Raw genomic sequence first — 18335 nt, forward strand, 5'->3', positions numbered from 1 at the left:
ATCCGTGACCGATCCTCACCCCCCGTTATTCATTCAGGGTTCGGGAGCCGCGAAGTACTCCCATCGTCTGATGAATCCACCTCCTTTCGCGGGAACACAACAAACAGGAAGCCCGTTGCAGTTCGACTCACGAGAACGATATTTCGTCTCTGTAGAGTCAATCGCAATCGACCCGCGAAACTTGAGCGGCGACGATGATTTTTCTGAATATATTTTATGAGGAAATTTTGTGAGGAACGGCGTTGTCGTTGGAACATCGTTCCGATTCGACGAGATGTTCCTTCGCTTTTTCCGAATCGCCCAGCTTGTGGTAGAGCCCGGCGAGGCGGCGATGCGCCTCGACGGAGCCGGGACACAGCCCCGCCAGACGGCGGTAGCTTTCCACCGCGCCGCGAAGATCGCCCCGAACGACGCGGAGCCGCGCTTGGAGGTCGACGAGATCGGCGCTCTCGACCGACCGGAGCGCGCCATCCACGACCGCGAGCGCCGAGGCGGGATCCCCCCCGCGGACCCGCACGACGGCGAGGTCTCGAACCGTTTCGATCCGGTCCGGTTCTCTGTCGAGGGCGCGGCGGAAGGATTCCTCCGCGCGCGCCCAGTCCTCGCGCGCCGCCGCCGCCCGTCCCAGAAGCCGGTGCCCGCCCCCCCAACCGTCGTTCTCCCGAATCACGCGCTCCGCCTCCCGCTCCGCCTCGACGGTCCTTCCCATGCGGAGGAGCGCTTCGCCCCGAAGCAGGTGCGCCTTCGCCCGGTCCGGCGTGAAGCCGAGGAGCGTCTTTCCGCCGGAAAGGGCCCGGTCGCACAGCTTCAGATAACGGTCCACGTCCCGAACCGCGCCCTCCGGATCGCCGGTCCGAATGCGCGCCGACGCGAGCACCAGCCAGGCCGCGACGGCCGAGCCGGCGCCGGTCCGTGCCGCCCGTTCCGCCTCCTCGATCGCTTCCGCCGCGCGGCCGAGCCGGAGAAGAGCCGCGGCGAGATTCTGTCGCGTCGCCGCCGAATGATCCGCGGAGAGGCCGCCCCGGGCGATCGCCCCGGAGTACGCCTCCACCGCCCGTTCCGGATCGCCGAGGAGGGTGTGGGTCTCACCCAGATGGAAGAGGACGAGGGCGCTCTCCGGCCGCTCCTCCCGGTCCATCTCGAGCAGCCGGAGGTTCCTCTCCAGTTTACGGCGGCGCGACTCCCGGTCCATCGCGTACCCGCTGTGATCGATGGTGAGGTCCGAAAACCGGACGCGCGCGCCCGTCCGCTCCAGCGAAGGAAGGATCTGCTCGTGCACCCTCCCCTCGAAGCGGTGCGCCGGATGGTTGCGGAAAAGCCGCGGAAAGGCGTGAATGGAAAAGCGGCCCTCGTCCGCGTCGGCCAGGGCGCTTCGCAGCCGAACGAACCAGGCGTCGGCGCGCTTCTCCTCGAGAAGACGCCTCAGCTTCCCGCCCTCCCTTTCCGGGAGGGTTTCGTCCGCGTCGAGGCAGAGAACCCAAACGCCGGTCGCCGCTTCGAGACCGTGGTTCCGCGCGTCGGAGAAGTCGTCCCGCCAGGGCCGCTCGATCACCCGCGCGCCGTGGGAGCGGGCGGCCGCCACGGTTCCGTCCGTCGAACCGGTGTCGACCACCACCACCTCCGCGGCGAAGGGGGCGACGCTCTCGATCGCGACGGGGAGGCGCTCCTCCTCGTTCTTCGCGATCAGGCAGACCGAAAGGGGCGGGCCGGCGGCTTCCCTACCGTTCATCGCCCCCTCCGGCGCCGGCTCCGGCGAGAGTCACGAGGCGCTCGCGCGCCTCTCTGTTCCTCGGGTCCACCTTGAGGGCCTGCGCGTACCAATCGCGCGCCCCCGCCGCGTCGCCGAGTTTCTCGAACCACGCGCCGAGGTCGAGGTAGTTGTTCGGGTCCTTCGGATTCCGCCGCACCAGATCCTGATAGAGATCCATCGCTTTCTGCAGGGCGCCGGTGCTCAGATAGAAATCACCCAGGTTGCGCCCGATCTCTCCGTTCCCGGGGTCGACGGCGAGGGCTTCGCGGAAGTGCCGCTCCGCCTCCTCCGGCTCTCCCTTCTCGAAAGCGAGACAGCCCAGGTTGTTGTGCGCCCGCGAAAAGCCCGGATTGATCTCGAGAACGCGCTTCAGATCCGCTTCCGCCTCGGCGACCCGCCCCTCACCGGCGAGGAAGAGCGCCCGGCAGTAAAGCGCGTGGGTGTAATCCTTCTTGGCGTCGAGTGAGAGTTCCACGGCCCGCATCGCCCGCTCCAGGTCGGACCCGGCGAACAGCTCGTTCGCCTCGGCCAGCCGGAGAACCGCCTCCATCTCGCCGCCGTCCGGAACGGAGGGACAATCTCCGGCGCCGGAGAAGTGGACGAAGGCTCCGGGCGCGACGCCGGTGATCCACCCATGATCGCTCATGCGCGCCGCCAAGTCGGACCAAACCGCGCCGGACCGGAACTCCGACGACAGACCGCCGGCGAGGATGAACCCCCTCCGATCCACCAGGAGCGCCCATCCGGCGAACTCCCCGGTCTCCCGCCAACCTCCGGTGAAACGGCGGCGGCACAGATCGGTCTGCTTTTGCACGCCGCTGCGGGAGGAGGGGAACTCGGCGCGGATCCTCTGCGCCGGAGGTCCCTCGTCGGAGGCGGGAACGACGATGCCCCGCCGCTCCGCCGCCGCGGCGGCGATCAGTTCCTCGGTCCATTTGCGGCCGGTTCGGACGCGCGTCGAGAGCACGAGCAGGTGCGTCGCATCCGCGGTGCGGATCTCCCGGTCGATGCGGCGGAACAGATCCTCCGGCCGGACCGCCTTCACATCATACCCTTTATTCATCAGGGATCGAAAGCGGCCCGGATCGGTCGCCAGGATCCGCACGGGCGTCCCTTTGGGGAGGGTCTGAAGAGTCTCCTGCACGTGGTTCACCGGGACGTCGGGGCCGTCCTGGAAGAGGATCACCGGCGGCGTCTCGGCGGCGCGAGGCGCGGAGGACGCGGCGCCGACGCCTCCGCCGAGCACGGGCGCCCACTTCTTGAGGAACAGTTCCCCGTTCCTCTTGAGGAGCGCCTGGTAATCCACGTTCATCGCCTTGAAGGTGGCGCCCCCCTCGTGATGGATGAAGACGTCCTCCGCCACCGCCACCCGGTAGCCGGCGAGTCGCACCCGCAGGCAGATGTCGTCGTCTTCGAAGTTACCGATCCCGAAGCGCTCGTCGAAGAGGCCCACCTCGTCGATCACCCGGCGGGGAATCACCATGCACATGCCGACCACTTTCTTGTGGTCCTTGCGGCGTCCCGCGTTTCTCCGGTGCAGATCCTCGGCGAACCGGTAGAGACCCTCCTCGTTCTTGTAAGGGACGGGTATCTGCTGCTCCGTGGCCGCGAAATTGGTGAGCGGCGCCAGGATGCCGATTTCCCGGTCCTCCTCGAGATGGGCGATCATCCGCCCCAGCCAGCCCGGGGGGACGATACAGTCGTTGTTCAGGATCACAAGGTAGTCGCCGTACGTGTTCCGGATGCCTTGGTTGACCGCCGCGGCGAAGCCCCGGTTCTCCTCGTTCCGGATGCAACGGATGTTGTTCTGCTCCGCGTCGTACTTCACCGGCTCCTGGGAGCCGTTGTCGACGATGAGAAGCTCGTGGGGGATGGCGGTGTTCTTCCGGACGCTGGTCCAGAGGTTCCTGGTCAGGTGCAGGTTGTTGTAGACCGGCACGATGATGGACGCGTTCGGCGCCACCGCGGGAAGGCGTTCGATTCGCCTGTACGGCGCGTATCCCCGTTCCGGCTCCTCCTCGGCGGCGGGGACCGGCTCGGGGCGTCCCGCGTCGATCGCCTCGAAGACCTCTTCCCAGTAGCGGCGGGCGTTCTCCACGCCGTAACGGCGGGCGACCAGATCGCGTGCGCTCGCCGCGATGCGTCGCTGGAGCTCCTCGTCGCGATAAAGCCGAATCACTTCACGAGCGAAAGACTCGGGGTCGTCGGCGACCAGCACGTCCCTCTCGTGAGCCATACCCATCCCCTCGACGCCGACCGATGTCGAGACCTGGGGAATGCCGGCGGCCATCGCCTGGCCCACCTTCCCCTTCAGGCCGGCGCCGTATCGGAGCGGCACCACGCATACCCGCCCGTTCTGCAGGTAGGGGACGATGTCGGGCACGAAACCGGTCACCTCGACCCGGTCGCCGGCGAGCGCCTCCACAGCCGGCGTAGGTCCGTTCCCGACGATGCGGAAAACCGCCTCCGGCAGTTCCGCGTGAATCCGCGGCAGAATCTCCTCGGTGAACCAGATCACCGCGTCCTCGTTCGGCTGGTGCTTATAGTTGCCGATGAAGACAAGGTCCTTCCTGTCCGGATTCCACCGCTCCTCGGCGAGCGGGTGGATATCGGTGCTGATGCCGACCCGAAGCGACGGGTCCTCGGCGAGGAGCACCTCCCGGTCCCGCTCCGTCACGGTGAGGACCATGTCCGCCTTGCGGTACCAGTCCAGCTCGATCCGCCGGATCTCCTCGGCGTGCCAGAGGTCTTCGTCGGAACCGGAGAGTTCCGCCCTCCGCCTCTCACGCAGGAAAGCCACGTCGTAGGAATCGATGATAAAGACCGCCTGAGGCGCGTAGGCGCGCACCTCCCGTTCGTACTGGGCGGCCATGTGATAGAAGCCGATGATGACCGCCCGGAAATCGTTCGACCGAAGGAGCTGAGGGAAGTCGATCCAGAGCGGGCCGACCATGTCGCAGCCGAATGCGCGCAGCTTCTCCGTGTCGGTATGGAAGACGGTGATCCCCTCTTCCTCGAGCGGGTTGATGTACTTGATCCCGTCTTGGCCGTTTCGCGCGAGGAGAACCACCTGGTAGCGTTCGTTCAGGATCCGGAGCGTGTGCCACCAGCGCATCTCGCCGGCGGCGCGGTCCCAGATCGGGAGGAAGGGAAGAACGACGAGGATCTTCTCTTTCCCCTCCGCCGGGGGAATCTCGAAGACGTTGGAGCGCTGCCCGGTCAGTTCCTCGCGCCATTTGGCGACGAACTTCGGTTTGTTTCGCTCCTGTAATTCTCGGGAGCGGCTCTTTTGCCCCGGCGCGCCGAAGCTCCCCCCCTCGTGGTGGATCACCGTGCATGCCGGCTCGTAAACAACGCGCAGGCCCGCCTTGCGGCAGGAGAAGCAGAGATCCGTGTCCTCCCAGTAGGCGGGGGCGAACTGCGGATCGAAGCCGCCGATACGATCGAGGGTGGATCGTTTCAGATAGAGACAAGCGCCCGAGCAGTAGTCCACGTCCGCGACGACGTTGTAAATGCGGCGGTCCGGATCGTCGTGCTTGCCGATTTCCCGACCGGACGCGTCGGCGAAGATCTCGCATCCCGCCGTCTGCAGCCGCCCGTTCGGAAAGACCAGCTTACCGCCGACGACGCCGATCGACTCGTCCGAATAGGCCCGCTTCGCGAGCGCCTCGAGCCAGCCCTCGGTCACCTCCGTGTCGTTGTTCAGGAGCACGATATCCCGGTCCGGGAATCGATCCATGATCAGGTTGTTCCCGAGCACGAAACCGAGGTTCTTTTCGTTCGCCACGTGATGCACCCTGTCCCCGATCTCCTTCAGATAGTTCCGGGTGCCGTCGGTGGAGGCTTGGTCGAGGACGCAGACCTCGTAAGGGTGCCGCGTGTTTTTCTCGATGCTCTTCAGGCAGCGGCGGAGCAGGTCCACCTTGTTCCAGCTCAGGATCGCGATGATCGGCGGCTTGGACGGTCTCATGTCGGTTCCACTCCCTCGCCCGATCGGACGATTCATCCGGCGGCGGACGGCCCCGCGCCTGCCCGCTCCCGCGTCAACTCTTGGATGAGACGGGCCTGCTCTTCCGTTTTCCGGTCGAGTTCCAACGCCCATCGTGTTCTGTCCTCGAATTCGGCCTGCAGTTTCTCGATCGTTTTGTCCCGCAGCTCCAGCTCGCGCTGCAGATCCAGCGCCCAGCGCCCGCGCTCGTCCAGCTGCTGTTGCAGGCGCCGGCCGTGCTGGACAAGCGCGGCGGCCCGTCCCGATCCGTCGGCGAGGTCATCGCCCAGAGCGATGCAGATCGCGCCGGGCGACGGGAATCCCTCGGCCCCGCTCATCCGGCAGAGGGCGACCATGTAGGAGCATCTCTCCAGCTTCGCCGCGACCGGAACCGGTGCGCCCCAGCCGGAACGGTCCGGAGGGGCGATGAGCCGCATCTCCGCGGAAAGCGACGCCTTCTCCCCCGGATCGACGACGGGGAGAATGGAGAGCCCCGAGGCCGGACCCTGGACGTACCAGTCCACGCGCCCGAACCGCCCCTCCAAAAGCGCCCGCATCTCTTCCGGCACGTACTCCTTGACGTGATAAGGATTGTCGCCCCCTTCGCCGCCCGCCTCGTAGGTGTGCGCGTTCGGCGTGGAGAGAACGAGAGCGCCGTCCGGCCGGAGCAACCGTTTCATCTCGTCCAGGAAACGCTCTGGACGGTCGACGTGTTCGAAGACCTCGAAGGCGACGATCCGGTCGAAGGAGCCCGCTTCCAGTCCCGTTTCGAGGACGTCCCGGCGCTCGTAGGCGACGGCGTCGTGCGGATGGTTCTCGCGGCAATAGGCGATCGCCTCTTCCGAGACGTCGATGCCGAGCACCGACGCCGCGCCCGCCCGGGCGAGATGATAGGAGCCGTATCCGCAGCCGCATCCCGCGTCGAGAACGCGTTTCCCCACGGTGAGTGGCGCGGCGAAGGCGTAACGGGACACGTGTTCCAGAAAGAGCTCGTCCAATCCTTCCACGCCGGGGACCAATCGTTCACCGGTGAATTCCATGCGTCTCTCCCTCCGGTTCTTGCGCCGCCTCGGCCGGCGCCTCGGCCGCTTCCGACCCCAGCAACCCCTCCAACGCGCGGCGAACCGTTTCCACGTCGATCGATTCCATGCAGTTCGGCGACCGGTCGCACGCGCCCCGGTAACAGCAGAGACAGTCCAGGTCCGCCGTGACGCGGACGCCGAGACCGTACATGTCGATTTCCCAGGGGGAGGTGGGGCCGAAGAGGGCGACCGTCGCGCGACCCAGGGCGAGAGAGGCGTGGAGCGCCAGCGTGTCGCCGGTGACCACGGCCTCGCAACGCTCGAGGAGCGCGAAGAAATTCCGCATCGAGTGGTCCGAACCGACGTCGATCGCGGCGCCGCCCGAGCGTGCGGCGATCCACCGGTTCGTCTCCGCCTCCAGTTCCCCGCCGAGAAGAAGCACCCGGATATCCCCCCGATCGTCGAAACGCCGGGCGAGATCCAGGAAACGCTCCTTCGGCCAGCGCTTGAGCGGCCAGCGCGCGCTCGATCCCGTGTTGAATCCGACGATCCTCTCCGACGGGCCGATCCCCCCCCTCTCGAGCCGGCCGGCGGCGGCGGCGCGTTCCCGGTCGGTGAGGCGAAGCAGGATCCTCTGTCCCTCCGGGTCGAGACGGAGTAGGCGGTGGACGTGCTCCTGGTAGGTCCGGCGGTTCGCCCGTTTCCGGTCGTCCCGGCCGCCCATCTCGAGCCACTCCTCCGCCTCCGGTCCGGCGGGCCGGACCACGCCTTTCTCGTCCAGGACATAGCCGCGCCGCTCTCCGCCCCGGGCGAGCGAGGCGAGCGCCGCGCTCTTTCTCGAGGCGTCCGGGTTCAGGATCCGGTCGAAGCGCTCCACGCCGAGTCGTGCGATCGCCTCCGGGCCGAGCGTCCATATCTCCTCGATCAAGGGGTTGTTGTCGAGAACCGGTTTCGCCGCCGGCGACGTGAGCCAGACCACCCACGAACGCGGACTCTCTCGGCGGACCGCCGGCAGGATGGAGGTGGTGCGAAGCACATCGCCGACCGCATCCAGTTTGACGACGAGGATCCGCTCCCCGCGCTCCTCGCGATGGGGGCAATCGTCGCAGGTCATCCCGTCCCGCTTGTGATACCCGCAGGGGCGGTCCCCGGAGAAATGACGGCACTCCAGGTCAAGATCCATCGCCGCCTCCGCTCCCGGCGCCGCCCGCCGGAACCGGCGCGCCGTCGCGCTTTCCGTCGGCGAACAGCTCGCCGCGGGCCACCGCGACCGACTGGGGCGCTTCGATGGCGATCCGCACCTGTTTCCCCTGCACCTCCCGTATCACCAGAACGATGTCCGGGCCGATGCGTAGGGATTCACCGACTCTGCGGGCGATGACCAGCATGGCTTCCCTTATCCCCCGAAGACCGCGCGTCTCTCGCCGCGGATCCCATCGATCACGTTGTGCCGCGGCGACCACTCGTCACCGGGAAGGATCACCTGACGGCCGATCCGCCTCGCGCGGTTCACAATGATCGGCCCCTTCAGATTGGCGGTCATCTTCTCCGGGTTGTCCGGCACGCCCACCACGACCCACACGTCCAACGCGCTCCGCCCGTCCCAACCGAGCGCCTGCCGGTCCTCGGCGGAGAGGTCGATGCGGTAACCGGGACAAAAGAGGGACGGGTCGAGCACCACGAAGGCGAGATCCGGGCGGTCCACCGACTGGAGCCATTGGAAAGGCGATTCTCCGCGCCGGTTCACGACCAGGTAGCGATGAACGTCGCCGAATCCGTAGAGGCCATCGGGAAAGCCCAGGAATTCTTCCTCGCCGGCCTCCAAGGCTCCGAAGCGCGTCGTTTCCACTCGCATGCCGCGTCGATCCTTTCCCGCGCCGCCGACGGGGCGCTAGAGATAGTTCACCAGAGACATCTGCATCAGGTTGGCCGAAGTGGCCAGCGCCGCTTCGTATCCCATCTGCTCCGCCTGGAGGCGCACCACCGCCTCGGCCAGGTCCACGCCGTCCAGGTCGGCGATCATGCTCTCCAGGTTGATGGCGTTGCTCTCCAACGAGATCTGTTGGTTCTCGAGGCTCACCGAACGCGTGCCCACCACGCCGAGCACCTCGGTCACGTGATCGATCGCCGTGTCGATTGAATCGAGCAGGCCTTGCACGCCCACCGCGTCGTCCTTCCAGAGCTGGTTTTTCAGCCCCACGACCATCTCGAACAGATCCACGTCCGCCTGAAAGACTTCGGGGGCGACCAGGTTCACGTTCACGGTCCGGTCCCGCGCGACCTGCCGCACGATCTCCCCTTCGATGTCGTCGGCGAGGGAGAAGGAGCTGTATGTCTCGGTCTCGTAGTCGGCGAGGTAGCCGGTTCCTTCCGCCATGGCGCCGCCCCCGAGCAGGGTGATCCGCCCCGTCTCGTAGTCCGCCTCGTAATCCACGCCCTCCACGTAGGTGACCGTGCCGCTCAGGTCGGTGACGACCAGCGACCCGCTCTCGATCCGCGCGTTTTCCAGGTCCGTCGCCGCGCCGACCGCGCCGGCGGTGAACGCCTCTCCGGTCACGGTGGTGCTCGCCGTGTAAGGGGCCGTGGAGGTGCTATAGCCGGAGAAAAGATAGCGATCGTCGATCATCACCCGGGATTGATCGAGAAACTCCGTCAGCAGCTCGTTCACCGTGGAAGCCATGGCGTTGCGGTCCACCGGGACCTCGTTGGCCGCCTGAAGGGCGATCTCCTTCAGCTGCATCAACACTTCGGTGATCTCGTTCAGGGAGTTCTCCGTCTCGGTGAGCCACCGCAGGCCGTCGGCGATGTTCCCCTGATACTGGGTGTTGTCCGCCTGCAGCTGCTGAAGCGCGAGCAGCCGCCGCGTCGCCCGCGGATCGTCGGAGGGCTTTTGAATGCGCCGGCCCGTGGCCATTTCGGTTTGGATCCGCTCGATCCGCCCCATCGAGTTGTTCAGGATGTTCATCATGTTATGGCTCAAACGATTACTCGGAATACGCATGACCTTCCCCCGCTAACCGAGGTTCTGAATCAGGGACGCCATCATCTCGTCGATGGTGCTCGTAACCTGCACCATCGCCTCGTAGGCGTGCTGATAGGCGAGGAGGTTCGTCATCTCCTCGTCCAGAGACACGCCGCTGACGCCCAGTTTCTGGTTGTCGATGTCCAGCAGCAGGAACTCTTCCGCGTCGGCGAAGGAGGCCGCTTCTTGGGAGTCGAAGCCGATCCGGCCCACCATCGCGTTGTAGAAGGTGCTGATGGTGGCCGAACCGCTCTCCATCACGAGGCCGTTTTTCAGGTTGGCGATGAGCAATGCCTGGTTGCCGTCCCCCTCCAACCCGCCGGTGGACGCGGCGATGGAATCCAGACCGCAGAGAATCGCCGTATCGAGATCGATGACGGCGGCTCCCGTTCTCTCCGGGTTGAAGAAGTTGCGGCCCGTGCCGCCGTCCAACCCGAATCCCGCGGCGTGCAACGTGTTCACCTGCCCCACGAAGGCGGCGGCCAGCTCGTCCAGATCGTCGATGTATCCCTGGATTTTATCGTCCCGAGCGGTGATGTAACCGCTCAGCAAACCGCTGCTGAAACTGGCTTCCTGGTTCGAATCGCGCCACATGATCTCCGTCGAATGAGCCGTCCTGTCGGTGCCCGTCGCCAGAACCAGTTGCCTTCCCGTGTAGCGCTGTACGAGAACCTGAGAGCCCATCATCACCGTGGTCGAGCCGTCCAGCTGCTCGTCCACCTGGATGTTCACGATCTCCGAAAGCTGATCCAGCAGAAGATCGCGCTCGTCGCGCAGTCCGCTGGCCCCGTGGCCGCCGAACTCCCCCTCCATGATCATCGTGTTGAGCTGGGCCAACCGTTCCGAGATCCCGTTGATCTCGTCGATGTGCGCTTCGATTTCGTCGGTCAGGTTGCTCTGGAGATCGAGCAGGTGGCCGTGCAGTTCGTGGAAACTGCTGGTCAGCTGTTTCCCCAGCTCCCGCACCTGCGCGCGCGCCGCCTGGTTCTCCGGCTCCATGGAGAGGTCGTACCAGGACCCCCAGAAAGCCTCCATGGCATTGCCGAGGCTTCCGACGTTCGGCTCGTTGAGAACCGTCTCCACCTTGCTCAGGTGGTTCCGGAGCCCTCCCCACTTGCCGTAGTTGCTGTTGTGCTTCCGGAAAAGCGTGTCGATGGTCGCGTCGCGGATTCGCTCGATGTTGACGATCTCCGCGCCCGCGCCGACGGTCCCCACGCCCGTTTCGATCTCGATTCCGGACTGGAACACGGTGCGGCGGCGCGAATAGCCCGGCGTGTTGACGTTGGCGATGTTGGTGCCGATCACGCTCATGGCGAGTTGCTGTGTCTGCAGCGCCCGCCGCGCGATTTCCAGACTCGCGTTCAGGCTGAGCATTTCTCGTCCTCTCGTTCCCCGCGGGGGGATCCCGTCTCCCGCTCCGTCAGGTGGTTCGATCCACCAGCGCGTACAGCGCCCCGCCCGGCTCTAAATCGCCCGAGGATCCGTAGGTCCTCTTCTCCGGGCCCTTGCCGCCGACGACGCCGAGCAGTTCCCGAATAAAAGCGAGGGAGTTCTGGATCAGTCGTCGGTTGTGCCGGTTCACCCGGCCGATGTCTTCGAGTGTGGCGCGGATCGCCTCGCCCATGGACCGCAGCTCCGCGCCGGCCTCCGGATCCACGTTCTCGGCGAGTTTCTTCAGGGTCATTCCTCCCGGATCGACGCCCAGCTCGCCGGAGATCCGCGTCATCAGTTCCTTCCGGGAGCGGTCGATCGCCTGGACCCGCTCCAGGCAACGCTCCTGCTTCTCTATGCTCTCCAGAATCCCCGGCACGTCCCTCTTGGCTAAAATGCCGCGCTGCTCGCGAAGCACGGCCTCTAAGTCGCGGAGGTTCTCAACCTGCCGGGAGAGGAGTGTCCGGAGATCGCCCAACATGGCCTCCACCTAGTCCGCCTCCTCTTGATCGGTTCGGCCCATCCGCCGTTTCACGCGGCTCACGTAATCCCGCGTCTCCCGGTAAGGAGGCACGCCGTCGTGGCGTTCCACCGCGCCGGGACCCGCGTTGTATCCCGCCAGCGCCTTTTCCAGGTCGCCGGAAAAGCGGTCGAGCAAGCCCCGCAGGTAACGGGCGCCGCCCCGGATGTTTTGTTCGGGGTCAAAGGAATCCCGCACGCCCATCTCCTCCGCCGTGCCGTCCATCAACTGCATCAGGCCCTTGGCCCCCTTGGGCGACGTCGCCTCGGGACGGCCCGCCGATTCTTGGGCGATCACGGCGCGCAGGAGTTCCGGCTCCAACTCGAACGCGGAGGCCGCCTCGCGGATGATCTCGTCGTAGCGCTCCACGCGCCCCTCGATCGTGTCCGGTTCGGCCGGTTCGCCCGCCGCCGCGTACCCGTCCGGGATCGGCAGCGACCGGACGGGAGAGACGACGTTCCGGTAGCGGACGGGCGCGTCGGGATCAAAACGGGAGGCGAACTGGCGCTCCAGCGCGTCGCCGAGACCGATACCCCCCTGGGTGGCGATCTCTCGTGCGAGGTGCTCGTCCATCACTTCCGTCATCAACCCCGCGCCGGCCGGTTCCTCGCCGTCGCTCATCACTTTGGTCGTCTCCCGCATCGTCTTGAGAAGGTGCCCGATGAAGATCGACTCGAACTCGCGGCACGCCCGCCGCAGTTTCTCCCGCTCCATGTTCTCGGCGGGCGCCGCTTCGGTGGTCTCCGCGTACTTCCCGATCGCCGCCGCCGGCGTCGGGATGGCCCGAGTCACGGATGAGATCCCCCCCACCATCGTCAGATAATCCTCAGCTCGGCGCGAAGCGCTCCCGCTTCCTTCAACGCCTGGAAAATGGCGATCATGTCCCGGGGGCTCACGCCGAGCGCGTTCAGCGCGCGGGCCAGGTCCCCCACGTTCGCCGCCTCTTCCAACGGCGTGAGGGCGCTGTTCTCCTCGCCCACCGTAACCTGCGAATCCTCGAAGAGGACCGTCTCCCCCTGCGAGAAGGAGGTGGGCTGGGAAACGAAGGGCCGTCCCCGGATCTCCACCGAGAGATTGCCGTGGGCGATCGCCACCGCCGAGATGGTCACGTGCTGCCCGGCGACGATCGTGCCGGTCCGCTCGTTCACCACGATCCGCGCGGCCGCGTCCGGCTGTACTTCCACCAACTCGATCCGGGAAAGGAGCGCCACCCGTTCCTCCACCGTCTCCTCGTCGGTGGGATCGATCACCACCGTGGCGGCGTCGAGCGCCGTCGCCCTTTCGCCGCCCATCTCACCGTTGATCGCCTCGGCGACCCGCTTGGCGGTCGTGAAGTCCGGGTCGTACAAAAGGATCGTGATTTGTTCCTCGTCCACATCCGGCTCCCACTCCCGCTCCACGATGGCGCCGCCGGGGACGCGGCCGACGAGCACGTAGTTCTGCCCCACCTTGTCGCTCCCCGAACCCTTCACCGAGAAACCACCCACCGACACGGGCCCCTGGGCGCTTGCGTACACGAAACCGTCCGGCGTCGCGATCGGCGTGTGGAGAAGCGTTCCCCCTTCCAGGCTGGACGCGTCGCCGATGGAGGAGAGGGTCACGTCGACGGTGGAACCCTTCCGGTGAAAACGATTCAGCTTCGTCACCACCATCACCGACGCCGCGTTCCTCGAGCGGATCTTGCTCTCCGGGACCGTCACGCCGAGCCGCGTCAGCATGTTGGCGATGGACTGCATCGTGAAGATGGACGACTTGGAGTCGCCCGTTCCGTCCAGGCCGACCACGAGCCCGTAGCCGATCAGCTGGAGATCGCCGCCCACGTCGATGCGGGCCATGTCCTTGAGACGGACCGAGCCGTGCGCCGCGCCGGCGACGAAAAGCGCCGCCAGAAGCGCGCAGGCGATCCGGAGTCGGAAACCGCGCGGAAAAGTCCGAGTGTTCATGCCGCCGCCCACCTAAAAGATCCAACTCAGCAACCGCACGAAGATGTTCGGCCGGCTGCCGCTGGTCACCACGCCCTTCCCCTTGTAGGAGATTTGCGCGTTGGCGATGTCCGTCGAATAGACCATGTTCCCCGCGCCGATATCCTCGGGGCGGATCACGCCGCTCAGGGAAAGGATCTCCGTCTCGTCGTTGATGCCGATCTCCCGCTCCCCTTGGATCAACAGGTCGCCGTTGGGCATCACCTGGGTCACCGTGGCCGCCATGTTCGCCGTCAGGCGCCCTTCGCGGGAGAGCTGCCCCGAGCCGTCGTGGCTCCTGTCGAACTCGGCGTTCATGCCGAAGTCGGGAAAGAAATCGAGGATCCCCGTTCCCTCGTCCGCGTTGTTCTGGAACTGCGTGTTCCGCCGCGTCGAGAGCTTCGAGGAGTTGCTGCCGCTCGCCCTCTCCACGATGGCGACCGTCACGATGTCGCCCACCGAGCGGGCCTTCACGTCCGCGTAGAGTGAGGCCTGCCGTACCGTCCGCGGCGGATCGATCTCCCCTTTTTTCGCTTCCGCCCCGGCGGCCGCGAGAACCGCCGCGAGGCAGATGATTCCGATCATGCGAGTCATATGGATCATCCTCCCCACCCGGGTAGGGCGCTGATGTCGACCCAAACAAGGCCTTGGCCCATCACCACGCCGGTGAGCCTCTTTCCGCTTCGATCGTTTTTCACGGCCACGCGCTCCCCCTCGGCGCCGTCGTCCTGACAAACGGCGCTCGCGGAGACGGTGATTCCGCCGACGCTCGCCATCAAGATCACCTTGTCGCCGCGCTGCACCACCGGAACCGCCTCGACCGCGCCCGCCACGATCGCCGCCCCCTCGGGCAGCATCCGCCGCGCCCGTAGACCGGTCAGGCGTTCCGTCTCGGCGAAGGGGCGGTCGCCAAGAGCGCGCAGGTCCACGCGGTCGAAGCGCACCGAAGCGGCGTCGATCACCTCGTGGCGACCGATCCGTCGCGCCGCCACGGCCACGTTCTTCCAGACCCGAACCTCCGCGGAAACGGCCTTTCGGCCGATCCGTTCGCCGTCGCGCAAAAAGTCGACGGTAACGATCACCGGCCCGCGCGCCATCGGGTCGCGAAGCAGCTCGGCCCGCAGGCTCAGCTCCTCCCCCTCCAGATCGCCGAGCGCCGGCACACGACCGCAGAGCACCTCCGTTTCCCCCCGGCCGGCGAAAGCCTCGCGAACCCGGGACTCCACGGCGGCGCGCACCGCCTGCTCCGTCACCGGTTCGGCGGCGGCGGTCGCGAAGGCGGCGCAGAGAAGAAAACAGAGGAGAGAGGAAACGTACGGAACTCTCCATCCCTGGACGGCGTTTCGAACCTTCATGGTTCCGCTCCGTGCCCGGACTACCGGGTCAGGTTGTTGGCCATGCTCATCATGTCTTCGGAGGTCTTGATCGCTTTCGAGTTCACCTCGTAGGCGCGCTGCGCCGAAATGAGGGCGATCATTTCCTCCACGATATCTACGTTGGAAACCTCGAGATAACCTTGGTTGAGTTGTCCCAGTCCGTCCGCCCCGGGCGTCCCGGGGAGCGCCTCGCCGGAAGCGGGCGTCTGCTGGAAGATGTTCTGGCCGAGGGCCGTGAGGCCCGCCGGGTTGATGAAGCGGACGATCTCCAACTGGCCGACCGGCTGGGGGGTCGTGTCCGATCCGAGGGTGACCGACACCAGCCCGTCGGAGGAAACGCTGATCGCGGTCGCGTCTTCGGGGATGGTGATGTCCGGATCGAGGGTGTAGCCGTCGGAGGTCATCACCCTTCCTTCGGCGCTCAGCTTGAAGCTCCCGTCCCGGGTATACGCCTCCCCGCCCTGGGCGAGGACCACGCGGAAGAAGCCGTCCCCCTCGATCGCCAAATCGAGCGGGTTTCCGGTTTGCACCATCTCGCCCTGGGTGAACATCCGCTGCGTCGAAACCGGAGTGGCCCCGTAGCCGATCTCCAGGTTCGCCGGCGAGTCCTCGCCGGTGGCGGTCGGATTTCCGGGGACCTTGGTCTGCTGGTAGAAGAGATCCTGGAACTCCACCCGGCCCTTCTTGAAACTGGTGGTGTTCACGTTCGCCAGGTTGTGGGCGATATTGTCCACGTTCAGCTGTTGCGCTTTCATGCCCGTGGCGGCGGTCCGCATCGCTCGAATCATCGGTACCTCCCGGGGCTATCCCTGGACCAGCTCGTTGACGACGCGCCCGAGCGCCTCGTTTTGGAGCTGCAACATGCGTTGACTCGCTTCGTATCCGCGAAGCAGCGTGGTCATCCGGATCGTCTCGTCTATCGTGTTGACGTTCGAGTCCTCCAGACAACGCTGATGAACCCGTACGTCCGGCTCCGTCTCCTGAAGCCGCGCGCCTGGGCGGGGCGCAAAGAGCCCCGCTCCTTCGTGCCTCAATTCTTCCGTGTTCGTGAAGTTCTTGATCTCCAGGCGCCCGATCGATTCTCCGCCGGCGAAGATCTCCCCCGACTCGTCCACCTCGATCGTCCTCGCGCCATCCAATACGATGGGGCCGCTCTCACCGAGGACCGGGTATTCGGACCGGTCCACCAGAGTGCCGTCGCCGGAGAGCCCGAAGCCGCCGTCCCTCGTATAGCGCTCGCCGTTCGGCGTGAGGACCGTGAAAAATCCCTCCCCCTCGAGCGCCATGTCCAGGTCCGCGCCCGTGGGCCGGATCGTTCCCTGCGAAAAATCGATGTAGACGCGCTGGGCGCCCTCCGCGTTCCGGGCCGCTCCCGCGTCGACATCGCTCAGGACATCCTGAAAAACGCGTGTCGCCTTGAAACCGGGCGTGGAAAGATTCGCCAGATTGCTTGCCAGCATGTCTTGCCGGACCTGCTGGCGAATCATCGAAGCGCCGGCCAGTTGAATTCCGTCCGCCATCGAAACCTCCCTCGGTCACCCCCGGTCCGGGGGCGATCCGATTCGTGACCCATAAGCGCAATCCCCGTGCCAGACGGGGCGGCGGGCGGGACGAATGTCTATCAAGCTGATTTACAAAGGATTAGGGCTTACCAGCAGAGAAAGGATCGGGGTGTTCCCTCCGAGGTCGGGGGGAAAGGGGGGAAAGAATTTCCGGGCCGAGGGGCAACTCCTTCCCCGGACCTCGGTGAAACCCGTCGCTCCAGGATCGTTTCCAGCGCGGCGCCGATCAGGGGGAGGGAGGATTCCGCCCCGGGAGGAAGGGCGTGGAGGAGTCTTCCCCTGGAGAGGACCAGGAAGAGACGCAAGTCGTCGGTATCCTCGTTCCGGGGATCGCCGAATCGCTGATGCCACCAGATTTCGTCGTTCATCGCGACTTCTCCGCCATCAAATGTTCAGGTCGACGGGGTGGATTTCGTCCCGCTCGACGCGTGCCGGATGATCGGGCGACGCGCCGTTCCGGGAGCCGAACCGGACCGTCGCCCCGGGCGCGTCGTGAGCGACGCGTTCCTTAAGGCGCTCCGCGGTTTCCGGAGAGGAGTCCTCCGGCTCCGCCGGGAAAACCGTGAGAAGCGGATGTTTCCCCCCTCCATGCACATCAAGGCCGAGCGGCTCGCCGTCGCCCATGTCGAGCCAGCACCGGGTCCTCTCGCCGGAGAAGAAGAGATGGAGCGTTCCGCGCACCCCCCGGGCAAGCACCGGGAGTTGGTACTCGGCGGCGTACCGCGACCCGTCCGGACCGGGCAGGTTCCCCACCTGAAACGCCTCGATCCGATCCAGAGCCCTGGCGGACCAGGCGAGGGCCCTTTCCAGGGCACGGCGCGTTTCGTCCCTCTTCTCACGCGGGAGCCCTCCGTCCCGCATACGGGCCAACCTCCGGAGTAGGAGGAGCAAGAATCCCTTGAGGTCTTGATCGTTCTCCTCGGTTCCCGCCGGCGGGTCGTCCCATCCGGAAGCTCCGCGGGCGGCGAGCTTCTCCTCGTAGGCGTAACCGCAGAGACGGATCCCCCGGGCGATCGCCTCCGCGACGGGGGCTTCGTCGAGATCGATGAAGAAACCGCGGAGCCGCGCGGCCATCTCCGCCGCCTCGCGACCGCCCGATCCTCCCAGGTTCGCGGCCGCCTCGCCCAGGGAACGATCCAGACGATCCAGGGCGATTCCGAGTCTCGCCTCGCCGTCGGCGCCGAGCGCGGCGAGGGAGCGCGAGGTCGGGTCCAAGCCGCGCGCCAGAGCGGCGACGACACGCGCGGCTTCACCGCCCAACCGCTCCAAGGGGATGACCGCCCCCTTCGCCAGGTCACGGTCGGCGCGGGCGACCTCGCGGCGTACGCGATCCAGGAAAGATCGGGTGATCGGGATCCCCCACTCCCGGGCGTGCCGGGCGATCGCGCGGTCCAGGCCGTCCGGCGACGCCCCCGCGGGGGGAGCGGCGGCGGCCAGGTCGAGTGGGCGTTCCGGCTCCGCCTCGGCGACGACCCGGAGCCGGAGCACCCCGCCGGAACGCTCCACGCGGGCGGCGATGAGCCGCCCGCGCACCAGCGGAAGGTCGCTCGCGGCGAGCACCGTCTCCCCTTCCAGATCGAGCACCACACGGTGGCCGGGGAGAAAACCGGCCACGCGGGCGAATACCTGTTCCCCTTCGCGCAGATGGTTCAAGGCTCGGGATCCTCCGACAAACGGGGGGCGAAGGCGCGGCCGGACTGCGG

16 protein-coding genes are annotated in these 18335 nt (G+C 66.4%); all 16 read right to left on the reverse strand.

The features are described 5' to 3' along the window. Nucleotides 1-214: 214 nt before the first annotated feature. The gene (locus JW958_11255; GenBank protein ID MBN1826832.1) at nucleotides 215-1729 is read right to left on the reverse strand and encodes a glycosyltransferase; all 1515 of its coding nucleotides are present in this window, start codon (nucleotides 1727-1729) and stop codon (nucleotides 215-217) included. Further along, nucleotides 1719-5720, reverse strand: a complete 4002-nt coding sequence (locus tag JW958_11260) for a glycosyltransferase (protein ID MBN1826833.1) — start codon at nucleotides 5718-5720, stop codon at nucleotides 1719-1721. The genes JW958_11255 and JW958_11260 overlap by 11 nt, the downstream gene beginning before the upstream one ends. 32 nt (nucleotides 5721-5752) lie before the next feature. Continuing rightward, nucleotides 5753-6778 carry a class I SAM-dependent methyltransferase gene (locus JW958_11265; protein MBN1826834.1) on the reverse strand — a complete coding sequence of 342 codons (1026 nt, stop codon included), beginning with the start codon at nucleotides 6776-6778 and terminating at the stop codon, nucleotides 5753-5755. Beyond that, entirely contained in the window at nucleotides 6762-7943 is a 1182-nt protein-coding gene (locus JW958_11270; GenBank protein MBN1826835.1) for a glycosyltransferase family 9 protein, read from the reverse strand. Before JW958_11270 ends, JW958_11265 begins: the two co-directional genes overlap by 17 nt. Then, nucleotides 7933-8148 (reverse strand): carbon storage regulator, encoded by a 216-nt coding sequence (locus tag JW958_11275; protein MBN1826836.1) that lies wholly within the window; start codon nucleotides 8146-8148, stop codon nucleotides 7933-7935. Before JW958_11275 ends, JW958_11270 begins: the two co-directional genes overlap by 11 nt. An 8-nt stretch (nucleotides 8149-8156) precedes the next feature. Beyond that, on the reverse strand, nucleotides 8157-8615 hold the full coding sequence (locus tag JW958_11280; protein ID MBN1826837.1) for a flagellar assembly protein FliW: 459 nt from the start codon (nucleotides 8613-8615) through the stop codon (nucleotides 8157-8159). A gap of 36 nt (nucleotides 8616-8651) precedes the next feature. Further along, nucleotides 8652-9761, reverse strand: a complete 1110-nt coding sequence (gene flgL / locus JW958_11285; protein ID MBN1826838.1) for a flagellar hook-associated protein FlgL — start codon at nucleotides 9759-9761, stop codon at nucleotides 8652-8654. Between the two features lie 12 nt (nucleotides 9762-9773). After that, nucleotides 9774-11156, reverse strand: a complete 1383-nt coding sequence (gene flgK, locus JW958_11290; GenBank protein ID MBN1826839.1) for a flagellar hook-associated protein FlgK — start codon at nucleotides 11154-11156, stop codon at nucleotides 9774-9776. A 46-nt stretch (nucleotides 11157-11202) separates the two neighbouring features. Beyond that, entirely contained in the window at nucleotides 11203-11703 is a 501-nt protein-coding gene (locus JW958_11295) for a flagellar protein FlgN (protein MBN1826840.1), read from the reverse strand. After that, complete coding sequence (locus tag JW958_11300; protein MBN1826841.1) at nucleotides 11704-12354, reverse strand: transglycosylase SLT domain-containing protein; 651 nt, start codon at nucleotides 12352-12354, stop codon at nucleotides 11704-11706. Between the two features lie 194 nt (nucleotides 12355-12548). Next, on the reverse strand, nucleotides 12549-13676 hold the full coding sequence (locus JW958_11305) for a flagellar basal body P-ring protein FlgI (protein ID MBN1826842.1): 1128 nt from the start codon (nucleotides 13674-13676) through the stop codon (nucleotides 12549-12551). Between the two features lie 12 nt (nucleotides 13677-13688). Then, entirely contained in the window at nucleotides 13689-14288 is a 600-nt protein-coding gene (locus tag JW958_11310) for a flagellar basal body L-ring protein FlgH (GenBank protein MBN1826843.1), read from the reverse strand. Nucleotides 14289-14293: 5 nt separating this feature from the next. Beyond that, on the reverse strand, nucleotides 14294-15049 hold the full coding sequence (gene flgA, locus JW958_11315) for a flagellar basal body P-ring formation protein FlgA (GenBank protein ID MBN1826844.1): 756 nt from the start codon (nucleotides 15047-15049) through the stop codon (nucleotides 14294-14296). Between the two features lie 20 nt (nucleotides 15050-15069). After that, on the reverse strand, nucleotides 15070-15858 hold the full coding sequence (gene flgG / locus JW958_11320; GenBank protein MBN1826845.1) for a flagellar basal-body rod protein FlgG: 789 nt from the start codon (nucleotides 15856-15858) through the stop codon (nucleotides 15070-15072). Nucleotides 15859-15873: 15 nt separating this feature from the next. Next, nucleotides 15874-16590, reverse strand: a complete 717-nt coding sequence (locus JW958_11325) for a flagellar hook basal-body protein (protein ID MBN1826846.1) — start codon at nucleotides 16588-16590, stop codon at nucleotides 15874-15876. 426 nt (nucleotides 16591-17016) lie between these two features. Further along, nucleotides 17017-18285, reverse strand: a complete 1269-nt coding sequence (locus JW958_11330; GenBank protein ID MBN1826847.1) for a hypothetical protein — start codon at nucleotides 18283-18285, stop codon at nucleotides 17017-17019. Between the last annotated feature and the right edge of the window lie 50 nt (nucleotides 18286-18335).

The sequence above is a fragment of the Candidatus Eisenbacteria bacterium genome, assembly GCA_016930695.1.
GTDB lineage: Bacteria > Orphanbacterota > Orphanbacteria > Orphanbacterales > Orphanbacteraceae > JAFGGD01.

Excerpts from the sequence above, each read along its gene's own strand:
- JW958_11275 (MBN1826836.1), bottom strand. The coding sequence starts at position 8,148 with ATGCTGGTCATCGCCCGCAGAGTCGGTGAATCCCTACGCATCGGCCCG.
- flgG (MBN1826845.1), bottom strand. The coding sequence starts at position 15,858 with ATGATTCGAGCGATGCGGACCGCCGCCACGGGCATGAAAGCGCAACAG.
- JW958_11260 (MBN1826833.1), bottom strand. The coding sequence starts at position 5,720 with ATGAGACCGTCCAAGCCGCCGATCATCGCGATCCTGAGCTGGAACAAG.
- JW958_11310 (MBN1826843.1), bottom strand. The coding sequence starts at position 14,288 with ATGACTCGCATGATCGGAATCATCTGCCTCGCGGCGGTTCTCGCGGCC.
- JW958_11280 (MBN1826837.1), bottom strand. The coding sequence starts at position 8,615 with ATGCGAGTGGAAACGACGCGCTTCGGAGCCTTGGAGGCCGGCGAGGAA.
- flgK (MBN1826839.1), bottom strand. The coding sequence starts at position 11,156 with ATGCTCAGCCTGAACGCGAGTCTGGAAATCGCGCGGCGGGCGCTGCAG.
- JW958_11325 (MBN1826846.1), bottom strand. The coding sequence starts at position 16,590 with ATGGCGGACGGAATTCAACTGGCCGGCGCTTCGATGATTCGCCAGCAG.
- flgA (MBN1826844.1), bottom strand. The coding sequence starts at position 15,049 with ATGAAGGTTCGAAACGCCGTCCAGGGATGGAGAGTTCCGTACGTTTCC.
- JW958_11255 (MBN1826832.1), bottom strand. The coding sequence starts at position 1,729 with ATGAACGGTAGGGAAGCCGCCGGCCCGCCCCTTTCGGTCTGCCTGATC.
- JW958_11305 (MBN1826842.1), bottom strand. The coding sequence starts at position 13,676 with ATGAACACTCGGACTTTTCCGCGCGGTTTCCGACTCCGGATCGCCTGC.
- JW958_11300 (MBN1826841.1), bottom strand. The coding sequence starts at position 12,354 with ATGAGCGACGGCGAGGAACCGGCCGGCGCGGGGTTGATGACGGAAGTG.
- JW958_11265 (MBN1826834.1), bottom strand. The coding sequence starts at position 6,778 with ATGGAATTCACCGGTGAACGATTGGTCCCCGGCGTGGAAGGATTGGAC.
- JW958_11270 (MBN1826835.1), bottom strand. The coding sequence starts at position 7,943 with ATGGATCTTGACCTGGAGTGCCGTCATTTCTCCGGGGACCGCCCCTGC.
- flgL (MBN1826838.1), bottom strand. The coding sequence starts at position 9,761 with ATGCGTATTCCGAGTAATCGTTTGAGCCATAACATGATGAACATCCTG.